The sequence below is a fragment of the Pseudomonas sp. DSP3-2-3 genome, assembly GCF_049898225.1.
Taxonomy (GTDB): domain Bacteria; phylum Pseudomonadota; class Gammaproteobacteria; order Pseudomonadales; family Pseudomonadaceae; genus Aquipseudomonas.
On sequence record NZ_JAFCXH010000015.1, the window covers coordinates 20,217 to 33,368 of the forward strand.

12 protein-coding genes are annotated in these 13,152 nt (G+C 57.3%); 1 reads left to right on the plus strand and 11 read right to left on the minus strand.

Features of this window, described 5'->3' with window-relative positions:
* Nucleotides 1-155: 155 nt before the first annotated feature.
* Complete coding sequence (locus tag ACP7E4_RS17905; RefSeq protein ID WP_426116294.1) at nucleotides 156-1,049, minus strand: DUF4214 domain-containing protein; 894 nt, start codon at nucleotides 1,047-1,049, stop codon at nucleotides 156-158.
* Between the two features lie 230 nt (nucleotides 1,050-1,279).
* On the opposite strand from ACP7E4_RS17905, the gene ACP7E4_RS17910 reads away from it, so the two are divergent.
* On the plus strand, nucleotides 1,280-2,698 hold the full coding sequence (locus tag ACP7E4_RS17910) for a mannose-1-phosphate guanylyltransferase/mannose-6-phosphate isomerase (RefSeq protein WP_426116296.1): 1,419 nt from the start codon (nucleotides 1,280-1,282) through the stop codon (nucleotides 2,696-2,698).
* A gap of 62 nt (nucleotides 2,699-2,760) precedes the next feature.
* On the opposite strand, the gene ACP7E4_RS17915 is transcribed toward ACP7E4_RS17910, so the two are convergent.
* From ACP7E4_RS17915 to ACP7E4_RS17960, 10 genes are all read right to left on the minus strand, one after another.
* The gene (locus ACP7E4_RS17915) at nucleotides 2,761-3,870 is read right to left on the minus strand and encodes a DegT/DnrJ/EryC1/StrS family aminotransferase (RefSeq protein ID WP_426116298.1); all 1,110 of its coding nucleotides are present in this window, start codon (nucleotides 3,868-3,870) and stop codon (nucleotides 2,761-2,763) included.
* Nucleotides 3,851-4,321: an acyltransferase gene (locus tag ACP7E4_RS17920; protein ID WP_426116300.1), complete on the minus strand. Its 471-nt coding sequence runs from the start codon at nucleotides 4,319-4,321 to the stop codon at nucleotides 3,851-3,853. The genes ACP7E4_RS17915 and ACP7E4_RS17920 overlap by 20 nt, the downstream gene beginning before the upstream one ends.
* On the minus strand, nucleotides 4,318-4,716 hold the full coding sequence (locus ACP7E4_RS17925; RefSeq protein WP_020294256.1) for a sugar 3,4-ketoisomerase: 399 nt from the start codon (nucleotides 4,714-4,716) through the stop codon (nucleotides 4,318-4,320). The genes ACP7E4_RS17920 and ACP7E4_RS17925 overlap by 4 nt, the downstream gene beginning before the upstream one ends.
* Nucleotides 4,713-6,281, minus strand: coding sequence for a glycosyltransferase family 61 protein (locus ACP7E4_RS17930; RefSeq protein WP_426116302.1), 1,569 nt, complete (start codon nucleotides 6,279-6,281; stop codon nucleotides 4,713-4,715). The genes ACP7E4_RS17925 and ACP7E4_RS17930 overlap by 4 nt, the downstream gene beginning before the upstream one ends.
* A 93-nt stretch (nucleotides 6,282-6,374) precedes the next feature.
* A complete protein-coding gene (locus ACP7E4_RS17935; protein WP_426116304.1) occupies nucleotides 6,375-7,304 on the minus strand; it encodes a phytanoyl-CoA dioxygenase family protein in 930 nt (309 codons plus the stop codon).
* A gap of 436 nt (nucleotides 7,305-7,740) precedes the next feature.
* Entirely contained in the window at nucleotides 7,741-9,369 is a 1,629-nt protein-coding gene (locus ACP7E4_RS17940; protein ID WP_426116306.1) for a methyl-accepting chemotaxis protein, read from the minus strand.
* 216 nt (nucleotides 9,370-9,585) lie between these two features.
* Nucleotides 9,586-10,881: an NAD(P)/FAD-dependent oxidoreductase gene (locus tag ACP7E4_RS17945; protein ID WP_426116308.1), complete on the minus strand. Its 1,296-nt coding sequence runs from the start codon at nucleotides 10,879-10,881 to the stop codon at nucleotides 9,586-9,588.
* A 17-nt stretch (nucleotides 10,882-10,898) separates the two neighbouring features.
* The gene (locus ACP7E4_RS17950; RefSeq protein WP_426116310.1) at nucleotides 10,899-11,630 is read right to left on the minus strand and encodes an amino acid ABC transporter ATP-binding protein; all 732 of its coding nucleotides are present in this window, start codon (nucleotides 11,628-11,630) and stop codon (nucleotides 10,899-10,901) included.
* A complete protein-coding gene (locus tag ACP7E4_RS17955; RefSeq protein WP_020294267.1) occupies nucleotides 11,627-12,277 on the minus strand; it encodes an amino acid ABC transporter permease in 651 nt (216 codons plus the stop codon). The genes ACP7E4_RS17950 and ACP7E4_RS17955 overlap by 4 nt, the downstream gene beginning before the upstream one ends.
* Before the next feature lie 79 nt (nucleotides 12,278-12,356).
* Nucleotides 12,357-13,106 (minus strand): ABC transporter substrate-binding protein, encoded by a 750-nt coding sequence (locus tag ACP7E4_RS17960; protein WP_426116313.1) that lies wholly within the window; start codon nucleotides 13,104-13,106, stop codon nucleotides 12,357-12,359.
* Between the last annotated feature and the right edge of the window lie 46 nt (nucleotides 13,107-13,152).

Sequence of the window (13,152 nt, forward strand, 5' to 3'; positions counted from 1 at the left end):
TGCCTGCCAATCCCTTCGAGGACAAGTCCTCTCCCACCAAAGCAACACGTAACCCTGTGGAAAAGGACTTGTTCTCGATAACGCTTCAGACTGAAATAGGTGTAAACCTATTTCAGGACTAGACACGCAGGAAACTGTGCCCGCAGGTTTTCAGCCTACATCCACACCCCGTCCTTGAGCGCAGCCGCAGTATTGGCGAGGTTTTCCGTGCTCTCGGAAAAAGAGGCCAGAACATCGCTGGCCTGCATGCCGGTGGCCATCGCGTTACTCCAGTACTGGGCACCCGTTGGATCGGGGGCGCGATGCAGGACATGCTGGTAGTAGCTGTTGATCAGGGTCGTGGAGTCGTTGGTCGGATTGGCCGCCTTGAACTCATTACTGTTGACGAAGCCCATGGCGACTTCGGCAAGACTGGCGCCACCGTCCATTTGCTTGACCCAGTAATTGAGACCCGTTGCATCCGGTTTGCGGTCGAATGCAGCCTGGTAGATCCGGTATGCAGAACCTGCGTTTTCGCCGGCTTTGACGTCCAGAGCCAATACTGAACCATCGCCCATGTCGATTCGTTCGATGCTGTTGAGCGTATCGACCTTGCCCAGAGTATTGACCGTGAACCCTTTGCCGTTGGCGCTGACACCGATGCTCGCCTTGTTGCCATCATAAAAGACGGTGTCACGGCCCTCGCCACCATTGAAGGTGTCATTGCCAGTGTGGCCGTAGAAGCCGTCATTGAAAAAGGTGCCGTTGAACGTGTCGCTGCCCTTAAAGGCCAGTTGCTCCAGCTGGGTCGAACTTGCGTTCAAGGCATCAAGGAAATCGAACTTCAGCCCGGACATGCTCAACACCGGTGAGTTTCCCTGGGTCCAGTACATACCGGTAACGGTGCCGCCGGTCACGCCGCTGGCGTTATAGGTGAAGGACCCATAAACGTCGGTCTGGTGGTAGCCGTCGGTGATCTGGTAGTGCGAGGAGGAAAGCTGCGAGAGCGCGCCATCCCAATCGTTGATATTGATGGCGAAGCTGGGAAGAGAGTAAGTAACGATAGCCATGGGAGTGTCCTTCTCCTGAGTAATTGACGACAATCAGGCTTGGCATTGAGTGCCATCACCGTCAAGTAGAGGTCTATAGAGGCGAAAAAAGCCATTCGGTTCAATTTTGATACACCTACCTGAACAGGTGCATCGTTCACACGATAGCAACACGCCATATTGCATCCCCCCTATAGCCCCCGGATAATGCGCCCCTCGCTGCACCTACGTGGCACAAGAATGGAGCTTCTATGTTCACCCCTGTAATCCTGGCTGGCGGTAATGGTTCGCGTCTGTGGCCTCTGTCGCGCCAAAGCTTTCCCAAGCAGTTTCTTGCCCTCGACGGTCAGGATCAGGGAACGATGTTTCAGCGCACCCTGGCGCGGCTGGATGGCCTTGAGCATTCGCCTGCGGTGGTGGTGAGCAACGAAAATCACCGTTTTATCGTCGCTGAACAACTGCGCGTGGCGAAGATGAAAAGTCGCCGGATCATTCTTGAACCGCTGGCCCGCAACACGGCGCCGGCCATTGCCCTGGCTGCGCTGGAAGCAACCGCTGATGGCAACGATCCGATCCTGCTGGTGCTGGCCGCCGATCATCATATTCATGATGAAAACGCATTCCGCGACGCCGTGCGTGTGGCGCAGTCCTACGCAGAAGCAGGGCGCTTGGTGACGTTTGGCATCACGCCGACCCACGCCGAGACCGGTTTCGGTTACATCCAGTGCGGCGAAGCCATCGAGCAGGGCGGTTTTGCCATTGCCGCGTTCAAGGAAAAGCCATCACCGGAAATGGCTGAAGAGTATCTGTCTTCAGGCGTTTACCTGTGGAACAGCGGCATGTTCATGTTCCGCGCCTCGGTGTTCCTGAAAGAACTTGGCCGGCATCGCCCGGACATTCTCTCTGCATGCCGGGTTGCCCTGAGCCAGGCCGAAGCCGACAGCCACTTCCTGCACGTGCCGGCCGAACAGTTTGCGTTGTGCGCCGATGAGTCGGTGGACTACGCGGTAATGGAACACACCTCGGCCGGTCTGGTTGTGCCGCTGGATGCCGGCTGGAACGATCTGGGCAGCTGGGCGGCGATCTGGGATGTGGGCCCGCATGATGCCAACAAGAATCGTCTTGAAGGCGATGTAATGGCGATCGACACCCATAACTGCCTGGTGCAATCCCATCACCGTCTGGTGGCCACCGTTGGCCTGCAAGACCTGATCGTCATCGAAACCAAGGACGCCGTGCTGGTTGCCAACAAGCACGACAGCCAGCAGGTCAAGGATGTGGTCAAGCGTCTGCAGGCCGAAGAGCGCGCCGAGTTCGTCACCCATCCGCTGGTCAATCGCCCGTGGGGCCATTACGACACGGTCGATAAAGGCGAGCGTTATCAGGTCAAGCGCATCAGCGTCTTGCCGGGCGAATGCCTGTCGCTGCAGCTGCATTACCATCGCGCCGAGCACTGGATCGTGGTGTCCGGCACGGCGCGGGTGATCTGTGGCGACGACGAACTGATCCTCTCCGAAAACCAGTCCACGTACATCCCGCTGGGGGTCAAACACTCGCTGTCCAACCCGGGCAAGGTGCCGTTGGAACTGATCGAAGTGCAATCCGGGGCTTACCTGGGCGAAGACGATATTGTGCGCTTCGAAGATCGTTACGGGCGTCTGGCTAAGTAAGCGCTGCGCTGAGCAACAGAATGGAAATTTTCAGTAGTGGTGTCACGATAATTTCCACTCGGTCATGCCCCCGAAAACTGATTGATGGACTCAATGACGTAATCCTGCTCCGCCTCGGTCAACGTAGGGTATAGAGGCAACGACAGGATCTGATGGGGCAAGGACTCACTGAGCGCCGTCGCAGCCGATGCCAGATGCCGATAGGCCTGGTGGTGATGGATGGGCAACGGATAGTGGATCATCGTCTGGATGCCACGCTCCGCCAGCCAGGCCTTGAGCAGGTCACGCCACGGACAGGTAACGACAAACAGATGCCAGACATGTGTGCAAGGCTCTGCCACGGCGGGCAGTCTGATGATCGGGTTCACGATCTGCGTCCGATAGCGCTCAGCAATCAGGCGTCTGCGCTGGGTATCAGCGTCCAGTCCTTTGAGCTTGACACGCAACATGGCCGCCTGGATTTCATCCAGACGACTGTTGATGCCCGGCAAATCATGTCGGTATTTGACGCTGGAGCCATAGTTACCCAGTGCGCGCACCAGTTTCGCCAGCTCAGGATCGTCAGTGGTTACTGCGCCAGCATCCCCCAGAGCGCCGAAATTCTTGCCGGGATAAAAGCTGAAGGCTGCCGCATCCCCCCAGCTGCCTGCCTTGCGTCCCTGTAACTGAGCGCCATGTGCTTGTGCGCAATCTTCCAGCACCAACAGGTCGTGTTGCCTGGCCAGCGCCATGATCTGCGGCATCGGCGCCAATTGACCGTACAAGTGCACCGGCAGGATCAACCGGGTTTTCACGCTCAGCGCTGCCCAGACTGCCGTCATGTCCAGGTTGTAGGTCGCGAGGTCAACATCCACGAGCACCGGAACCAGATCGTTTTCCACGATTGCTGAAATCGTGGCGATAAACGTGTTGTTCTGCACGATCACTTCATCGCCAGCGCTGAGCTTTCCTTGTTCTTTCCAGGCGCGCAGCACCAATGAAAGCGCATCGAAACCATTGCCGACGCCGATCACAAAGCGGCTGTTGCAATAGGCTGAAAATTCACTCTCGAACTGAGCCAGTTCGTCGCCCGCGATGTACCAACCCGAATCGATCACCCGACCACAGGCCGCTTTCAGCTGAGCGGCATATTCGTGATTGATACCCTTTAAATCAAGGAAAGGAACGTGCATCGATATACCTCACAATTCTTGCCGGGTTGCCCGCTACGACGGCATTATCAGGTACGTTACGAGTCACGACAGCGCCTGCGCCAACCATACAGTTTTCCCCCAGAACAATGCCGGGCAACACCGTGGCATTGGCGCCGATTGAAGCGCCACGCTTGACCAGGGTTTGCGCAAATGCGTCAGGATAAACTTTCGAGCGCGGGTATTTATCATTGCTGAACGCTACGCACGGGCCAATGAACACATCGTCTTCGATGGTCAGACCGTCCCACAAATAGACACCCGACTTGACGGTTACCCGGTGACCGAGGACGACCTCGTTCTCGATGAAAGTGTGCGCGCAGATATTGCAATCATTACCGATCACCGCTCCTGGCAAGATCACGACAAACTGCCACACCTTGGTGCCAGCGCCAATGGACAGTGATTGAACGTCGCTCAAGGGATGGATCATTTCGCAACTTCCGTTAAAAAGCTGGCGTAGTCACGGACATAGTCCGACTCGGTGTAGAGCTGATCGGCCAGCACCATCAACACGCAGTCTTCAGAAAAATCGTATATTTCGCGCCAGATAAAAGATTCGATCAGAAGCCCCTGATGGGGATGATCCAGCCTGATGTCGATTTTCTCCCGACCATCGTCCAGCATAAAGCGGCAAGAGCCGCGCACAGCGACGGCCACTTGCTTGAGGGTCCTGTGCGCATGGAAGCCCCGGCGAACACCTTCACGGGTATCGAACATGTAGTAGACACGCTTGACGGAAAAAGGAATGTTCTTGCCTTCCTCCAGGGCAATCAGCGAGCCACGGTCGTCGCCATGAGTTTGCAGTTGCAGAAACTGGATATTCATAGACTTTCCCTGACAGCCGTTACAGGTAAATGACGCTGCAACCAGGTCGTGACGGTATTGGCATCAATGGAATAGGGGGCGTAGTAGAGCTCTCTGGAGTCAGAGGTCCCGGCTTGATAGGGAATGTAGTCCATCTCTACGCCAACAATGGCCGCCAGGTTCGAATAACAGGATAACGCCCCCCACTCTTGTGCCATCCAGCACAATGCCTTCACCCCTGCTGAAGCAAATATAATGTTGGTCCAGGCGGCACCTGTCGGGCCAACGATTATTTCAGCATTCGCCATGATAGCTATCTGTTGACTGACATCATGATCTTCCATGTAAACACTGACGAAATCATGAGCCTCACACTGCGCCATTATTTCCACCTGATTATAATTTCTCAGAAAGCCTTTTCTGGCCAGAAACACCCGCTTGGGTAGCGCATTCCGGGTTGTGCGTCGGCTCAATGCCAAGGCCTTTTCCCGGAGAAACATGATGGATTCGTGACGCGCAAAACTGTTTTCAGCTACGTTCCAGGCCGTGCCCTTTATATTGGGGATGAGGTTGTTGGGTGCGCAGATCAGCAGCAGATCGTCGACTTTATAAGCTGTAAGACTGGAAAGATAAATAAAGGGTCTTTGGATGCCAAAACTCTCGATCAAGGTTTTAATCGAGAGGATCTTCTGGCTGGACATGGATATTAGAATGGGATAGTCGGCGTATTGGCCAGGCAGCTCTTCGATAAACTGCAGTTGCGAGAGTATCTCCAATACCCAGTGGTAATAATTAAGCTCGTTGCAGCCCGAAATCAATATCCCTTTTTCAATGTGTTCGGGTTGGCTTGTGCGGACCAGCGCCAGGTTTTGGCCATGATGGAGTAAGTGAGCACAGCTGTAGTCAGCTTCAGCTGACCCGGAAGTGGTGACGCGCTCAATGACTATTTGCTCATCTGGCAGGATGACCGAGCGGGAAACAGAGTAAATCTGCCCATGGCGAAAATGATAGAGCGCCACTTCCGGCAAAGTAATATCGGTGGGCGTCACGTGCTGGTTCAAGTACCGTGGCCCTTGGACCTGGCTTTCCATGGACGGGCGAAAAATGTGCACTTTGTTAACACTCATATCATCCAGCCAACGCACTTGCATGCGTTGGACACGACTTGATGTGACGCCCATCATAAAACGATATAGCCAATCGGAAACCCATCCGGGGTTACGGCAAATGCGCTCATAGCCAAGGAGCTCCGCGCTTTTCCTCAAGCGCTGAAGCTTTGAACGAGATATCTGAGTGGCAAAATAGACACTGATCTTGTTTTCACTGATGGCCAACTTTCCGATGAGCTGATCGCTGATTTCGCGGTAATAATCACTGGCAATGATTATTTTATCGTAGGACAGGTGTGCAAGTTGTTCGGGGGCATAGATGGTCTTGCCAAACAGTGACTGGCCTTGTTTCTGCTGATTGTTGTCCAGAAAGCCAATGACCTTGTGGTTACCACGGGAGCTCTTGTAGTAATTGATACCGCCGGCGCCGGTGCCAAAAATCAAGACCCGTACTTTTTGCCTGAACCACATCCGCATACCCGCCTCGTGCTACGTTTTTCAAATTATCAGTGATGGCACTGCGTGAGTCACCCAACTGCATCCATGGCTAGCCTGTTGTCCGGCACACGCTTAGGCGTTATTGATGATATTGCCTTTTATTTGGGCAACGCCGTTGGCATCCAGGTCCCGGCGGGTCCTGATCGGCCTGAGTTCACCCTGAAGGGTGTCGTTTATCTTGTTGATAGCCGTCGAACCTTTATGGTCGTTGGACTTGCCTATCAAGTAGCGCAATGACAATCGAAAACGATCGGATTCATCATCCAGCGGACGGGTACCGTGCAACGCACAGTTATGCCAAAGGCCCACATAACCTGCGCCGCCTACCAGGGTGTGATCCCTGCACTCGATCTGCTGACCGTGATCATCCTCATACGTCCAACGGTCATCCCCCAGGCATTCCAACCGATGGGGAAACAACGTCGCGCCCAAACGATGCGAGCCGGGCAGCAAGTGCAGAGGGGAGTCACGCTCGGTCACTTCATGCAGATACACATAGAGCGTCAGAAATGACGACGGGTCCAGTTCGACGCGACCTTGTGGCCAATCGATGATGTCTTGGTGAAAGTCGATGCCACGAAAGTAAGTAATGTCGCGAAACGGCTTGCGGATATAAGGCCCCAGGTTCGCCACGTTGACGTCGTGAATCCTTGCTCGCACCCATTCAGGGAGCCAGGCATCGGGTACACCGCAAACTGCTTTCTTTATCACCACCTCATAGTCATCACCCAGCACTTTGCCGAGAACCCCTGTCAGGATCGGGTCTTGCTCAATAAATTGCAGTTGCGGTTCAAACGCATTGAGGAAGTTGAACGTTTTGGTCGGATTGGCGTTGAAGTGGTTTTCTTGAGCGAGATATTCAGCCTCCTCCATGAACAAGCCCGGACCGAAGTCCCGCGTCGAGATCATTTGCTGATACAGCGCCTGAGTCTGACTCACGTCCAGAATTTCCCCAAAGAGACATACACCTTGCTCTGTGAGGTTGTCGATGTAGGTCTGCATACTGCGTCTGCTCCTTGGTCCCCCAATGCGTGTGAATATTATCGGCAGGCTTTGATGAAACTGACGGGTGGTTGGTGAAAAATATCTGCGTATACGACGCACGTTAGTGTTGGCTTGAGGTCCGCGCGAGCGTTTCCTGATCAAGACAGGCTACGTTGCGCCCCGGAATGCCTCAGCCCTCCATGTGCAATCCGGGGCTTGCCTTATCGGAGACAAGTCCTCTCCCATACCGTACAAAAGCCCGCGCTTTGATAACGCGGGCTTTGTTTGCGCATCCATTTGAGTGTCTATAAGACTAGCGTGCATTCGGATGAGATACATTCAGTTTCCCTGCCTTATGCCGATATTTTGTGGGTACTCAATCAGTTGAAATAACCCGTTGCGGGAGGCGAGTGCACTGGCAGGCTCCGGGCCTGCCAGTGTCGAGTAGCGGCGATCAGGCCAGCTTGAAGCGCGTGACCAGTGCGCTCAGGTCCACTGCCAGCCGTGCCAGTTCCTGGCTGGCGACATTGGTCTGGTGAGCGCCTGTGGAGGTCTGCATGGCGAGGTCGCGAATATTGACCAGGTTGCGGTCCACCTCGCGGGCAACCTGGGCCTGTTCTTCCGAGGCACTGGCGATGACCAGGTTGCGCTCGGTGATCTGGCTGAACGCCTCGGTAATCTGTTGCAGCGCCTGGCCCGCAGCGCTGGCGATCTCCAAAGTTTCCTGGACCCGCTGGTTGCTGGTGTTCATTGCCACCATGGTCTGCTCGGTGTCCTTGCGGGTGCCGACGATCATCTGTTCGATTTCGTGGGTCGACTGCTGGGTGCGATGGGCCAGGGCGCGGACCTCGTCTGCCACCACCGCGAAGCCACGCCCGGCATCGCCTGCCCGCGCCGCTTCGATGGCGGCGTTGAGCGCCAGCAGGTTGGTCTGTTCGGCAATGGAACGGATCACGTCCAGCACCGAACTGATGCCATGCACGCGCTCGGCCAGTTGCGTGACCTGGCTGACGGTGGTGCCGGCGTTTTGTGCTACTTGATGAATCGCGGCAATGGTCTGGTCCACTTGGTCGCGGCCATTGCTGGCGCTTTGGTCAGCGGTTCGCGAGGCCACGGAAGTCGCGGTGGCATTGCTGGCAACCTCGTCCACTGCCGCGGTCATTTCGTTGACGGCCGTCGCGGCCTGTTCTATTTCATGATTCTGCTGCTGCAATACCTTGCCCGCATTCTCGGTCACCGCATTGAGCTCTTCGGCGGCGGAGGCCAACTGGTTCGAGGAGTCGACAATATGCAGAATGGTGTTTTTCAGGCTCTGCTGCATGCTGCGCAACGCGTCGAGCAAGCGGGCCGGTTCATCGTTACCTACGACCTGGATGGGGCGCGACAGGTCGCCGCCCGCTATCGCTTCAGCCGCCTGCACGGCTTCGCGCAGGGGCGCCACGATGCTGCGGGTGAACAGGGTGGCGAGCAGGATGGTCAAGGCGACAGCCAATGCCATCGACAGCATCACCCCGATATTGGAGCGTTCGTACTGGCTCTGTGAAAGCGTCGCAAACGATTGTGCGGCCTGGGTGTTGAGCTTGATGAGTTCGTTGAGTTGCGCGCCGAGCTTGACCGAGTACTTGGTGTAGTCGCCGCCCAGCAGCGCGCGCACACCTTCGAGATCGCCTGTGCCGGATTTTTCCACCAGTTGCTTATGAATGCGCACATAGTCGGCGAGCACCTGCTGGAACAACACGAACTGGGCTTTTTCCTCGTCGCTGTTGATCAGCCTGGAATAGCTGTCCAGCGCCTTGCCAAGCTCACCGATCAGCTCATCGCCGCGGCTGATGCTGCCGCGCAATTGGCTTTCTTCGCGATCTACCAGGATCCGAAAGGAGATGATCCGCAAGCGCAGCATCTTGTCGCTGATCGAACCTAGCGCGACAAAGCTCGGCAGGGTGTCGTCCAGCACCTCCAGGGTGCCATTGCGAATAGTCTGCATCTGACTCTGGGCAAATAGCCCGAGGATGATCACAAGCAGTGCGACAGCGGAAAATCCCAGTGCCGCACGGGGACCGACTTTCAGACGTCTCAGCAACATGGTGAAGGCCTTTTATTGTTGTCAATTTTGCGGTGAGCACCGCGATGGTTGCAGGCCTATCGGCCCGAGACCTTTATCCATTAGGCGTCGGGTGCATTCTCGTGTTCGTATTTTGCGAACAGCACATTTGCGGCGCGTTAACGCTGATTCAGAATTTTTTAGCAGGCTGTCCGTTGGCGCTGCAGGATCCAACGCAACCTTGATCAAACCCCCCGATCAAAGCCCTCCATCGGTCATCTTGTACCAGGCAATTGCCGCCGCGACGTAAGCGCGCCGCAGGCCATACAGCGGGAACGCCTTGATGTCCGTTGGCGCGACCGGCAACACGCTGCGATCGCCGCTGTGCACGTAACTGGCCAGCGCCTGCCCCATGCGGGTTTGCAGGCCGACGCCGCGTCCCTGGCATCCGATGTCGATGAGCAAACCCGGCGCCGGTTCGTGGATGTGCGGGAAATAATCCCGGGTAATCGCCACGCGTCCACACCAGCGGTAGGCAATCGGGATGCCTGCGGTTTGCGGGAACAGCTTGTGTACCGCGCTTTCCAGATGCGACCAGTGATCTTTGCGCGACGGGTCAGGATCCTGAAAGGTGCCGCGTCCGCCCAGCATCAACCGCCCGGTGTGATCGATGCGGTAATACAGCAACAGGTTGCGCGCGTCCGAGGACACATGGCCTTCGGGCAGAATCGTGCGGCGCACCGCTTCGGGCAGTGGCTCGGTGGCGATCTGAAACGAGTTGGCATCGATGATGGTTTTGCTCAGCGACGGCCAGAGATTGTCGGTGTAGCCGTTGGTGCACAACACCACGCGTTCTGCGGAAACCTGACAGCCTTGCGCGGTCTTGACCTGCCATTTGCCGCCGCTGTTCTTGAGTTCGGTGACCGGCGAGCGGGTGTAAATCTGCACCCCTGCGGCCAACGCGGCGCGGGCCAGACCCCGGGCATAGCTCAACGGCTGAATGCCGCCGCCGCGTGGGTCGAGCCAGCCGCCGTGATATTTGTCGGTGCCGAGCAGCCGCGCGGTTTCGTCACGATCAAGAAACTGCGCGGCGACGCCCTGGGCATTCCAGTCACGCACGCGGCGTTCCGCCAGCTTCAGGGCAGCGGGCGTGTGCGAGCCTTGAATCCAGCCGTTGCGCACGCGGGGCACGTCCATCTGATGTTTGTCGATCAGGTTGAACACTGCGTCCACGGTGCCGGCGGCGAAGTCGATCAAGGGTTGGGCTTTGTCCGCGCCCAACTTGGCGATCAATTCGCTGGGGTCATATTTCAGGCCGGGAATCACCTGGCCGCCGTTGCGACCGGAGCCGCCGAAGCCAACTTCCTGCGCTTCGAGCACCACCACCCGAACCCCTTGTTCGGCCAGATGCAGCGCGGTGCTCAAGCCACAGAATCCGGCACCGACGATCACCACGTCGGCCTGCATGTCCTGCGCCAACGGCTCGGCCGGTGGTGCGGCGACTGCCGTGGCAGCCCACAGCGAAGGGGCCAAGGGAAAGTATGTACGGGTCATTGCAGCGAACCTCGCGCTTACATCGGATGAAGGACGCGCCGCAGGAAATCCTGAGTGCGAAGGTGTTGCGGATTGTTCAGGACGTCGGCGGACGGACCTTGCTCGACCACCACGCCCTGATCGATGAAAATCACTCGGTCAGCGACTTCCCGGGCAAATTGCATTTCGTGGGTGACCACCACCATGGTCATGCCGCTTTCGGCCAGGCGGCGCATCACGTCCAGCACGTCGCCCACCAGTTCCGGGTCGAGTGCCGAAGTGGGCTCATCGAACAGAATCGCCTTGGGCCGCATCGCCAGGGCGCGGGCAATGGCGATGCGCTGTTGCTGGCCGCCGGACAACTGCGCGGGGAAGGCTTCGGCTTTTTCCGCCAGGCCAACGCTGTAGAGCAACTCCATGGCGTGTTCGGTGGCCTGCTTGCGGTCTTCCTTTTTGACGTAGATCGGCCCTTCGATCACGTTCTCCAGCACCGAGCGATGGGGGAACAGATTGAAGCGCTGGAACACCATGGCCACTTCGGTGCGGATCGCCTTGATGGTCGGCGCCTTGCGGTCGACCTTGATGCCGTCGATTTCGATCAAGCCGCCTTCGTAGCTTTCCAGGCCGTTGATGCAACGCAGAATGGTGGATTTGCCTGAGCCCGACGGGCCGACGATGCAGATCACTTCACCCTTGGCCACCGAGGCGTCGATGCCCTTGATGACTTGCAGGTCGCCGTAGGATTTGCGCAGCGCACGAATCTCGATCATTTGCTCCCCCGTTTTTCGAAGTGACGCACCAGCAGAATGAGCGGCACGCACATGATCAGATAAAGCAGCGCGACCAGGGTAAACACCGTGGCGTTCTGGAAGGTCGAGGTGGCGATCAGCTTGCCTTGCAACGCCAGCTCGGCGACGGTGATGGTCGAGGCCTGGGACGAATCCTTGAGCATCATGATCATCGTGTTGCCGTAGGGCGGCAGGACAATTTTCACCGCCTGGGGCAGCACGGCGCGGCGCATCATCAGCCACCAGCCCATGCCCATGGACTGCGCGGCTTCAAGCTGGCCGCGGTCGACCGCTTCGATACCGGCGCGAAAGTTCTCGGCCTGATACGCCGAATACGCGATGCCCAGACCGATAATCCCCGCTTGCAGGGCGCTCATGGTGATGCCGAAATCGGGCATCACGAAGTAGATGTAGAACAGCAGCACGATGATCGGAATGCCGCGCAGCAGGTTGATGATCGCGGAGCTGATCCAGGCCAGGACCGGCACACCCGATACGCGCATGGCCGCCCAGACCAGGCCCAGCACGGTGGACAGCAGCAGCGAGCCGATGGTCACCTGGATGGTCAGCCACGCGCCCTGGAGAAGAATGGGCAGAAATTGCCAGGATTGGGTCAGGAACTCGGACATGATCGACTACTCGGGTCAGGTGCAGGGAACGCGCTCGGCACGCTACGCAAGGCAGCGCGCCGGACACTGCGGAGCGTGCTTACAGACCCCACTTCTTGAGGATGGCGTCGATGCTGCCGTCAGCCTTGAGTTCGGCCAGTGCGGCGTTGATCTTGCCCATCAGTTCGGTGTCGCCCTTGCGGCCGGCGATGCCGATGTTGTTGGGCATGGTGGCCTTGTAAGTGGTCACCAGGCGCAGGTTGGGGAAGTGCTTCTGATTGATCGCGTAGGCCGCAATCGGGTAGTCCAGTACGCCGATGTCGATACGCCCGGAGTTGGCGTCACGCATCAGGTCGGCGGTGGTTTCGTAGAGTTTGACTTCGCTGAACAGCCCGCTCTTTTGCAGCGGCTCGACGAAGGCCGTGCCCACTTGCGCGCCGACCCGTTTGCCTTTCATTTCTTCAAAACTGGTGTAGGCGGTGGTGTCGCTGTTGGGCACCACCACGCCTTCGCCGTAGCTGTAGACCGGGCTGGAAAAGTCCACGACTTTTTCCCGAACCGGGGTGATGAACATCGCGGCGGAGATCAGATCCACGCGCTTGGAGGTCAGGGAACCGATCAGCGACGCAAACGGCATCGGCTCGATCTGCACCTCAAACCCCGCCTTGGTGGAAACCGCCTTGATGATGTCGACCATCACGCCTTCGACGCTGTTGGTCTTGGTGTCCAGAAAGGTAAAGGGACTGCCTGTCGGTGTAGAGGCGACCTTGAGCGTTGCAGCCTGGGCCGCAGTGGTGAACGTCAGGGTCAGCGCGCAGAACAATGTGGCGAGTGCCAATGGATTTTTCATATGCGTTCCTCAAGTGAAGTAGGTGTGTTCCGAGGGAATCTCGGTT

Excerpts from the sequence above, each read along its gene's own strand:
- ACP7E4_RS17905 (WP_426116294.1), bottom strand. The coding sequence starts at position 1,049 with ATGGCTATCGTTACTTACTCTCTTCCCAGCTTCGCCATCAATATCAAC.
- ACP7E4_RS17910 (WP_426116296.1), top strand. The coding sequence starts at position 1,280 with ATGTTCACCCCTGTAATCCTGGCTGGCGGTAATGGTTCGCGTCTGTGG.
- ACP7E4_RS17915 (WP_426116298.1), bottom strand. The coding sequence starts at position 3,870 with ATGCACGTTCCTTTCCTTGATTTAAAGGGTATCAATCACGAATATGCC.
- ACP7E4_RS17920 (WP_426116300.1), bottom strand. The coding sequence starts at position 4,321 with ATGATCCATCCCTTGAGCGACGTTCAATCACTGTCCATTGGCGCTGGC.
- ACP7E4_RS17925 (WP_020294256.1), bottom strand. The coding sequence starts at position 4,716 with ATGAATATCCAGTTTCTGCAACTGCAAACTCATGGCGACGACCGTGGC.
- ACP7E4_RS17930 (WP_426116302.1), bottom strand. The coding sequence starts at position 6,281 with ATGCGGATGTGGTTCAGGCAAAAAGTACGGGTCTTGATTTTTGGCACC.
- ACP7E4_RS17935 (WP_426116304.1), bottom strand. The coding sequence starts at position 7,304 with ATGCAGACCTACATCGACAACCTCACAGAGCAAGGTGTATGTCTCTTT.
- ACP7E4_RS17940 (WP_426116306.1), bottom strand. The coding sequence starts at position 9,369 with ATGTTGCTGAGACGTCTGAAAGTCGGTCCCCGTGCGGCACTGGGATTT.
- ACP7E4_RS17945 (WP_426116308.1), bottom strand. The coding sequence starts at position 10,881 with ATGACCCGTACATACTTTCCCTTGGCCCCTTCGCTGTGGGCTGCCACG.
- ACP7E4_RS17950 (WP_426116310.1), bottom strand. The coding sequence starts at position 11,630 with ATGATCGAGATTCGTGCGCTGCGCAAATCCTACGGCGACCTGCAAGTC.
- ACP7E4_RS17955 (WP_020294267.1), bottom strand. The coding sequence starts at position 12,277 with ATGTCCGAGTTCCTGACCCAATCCTGGCAATTTCTGCCCATTCTTCTC.
- ACP7E4_RS17960 (WP_426116313.1), bottom strand. The coding sequence starts at position 13,106 with ATGAAAAATCCATTGGCACTCGCCACATTGTTCTGCGCGCTGACCCTG.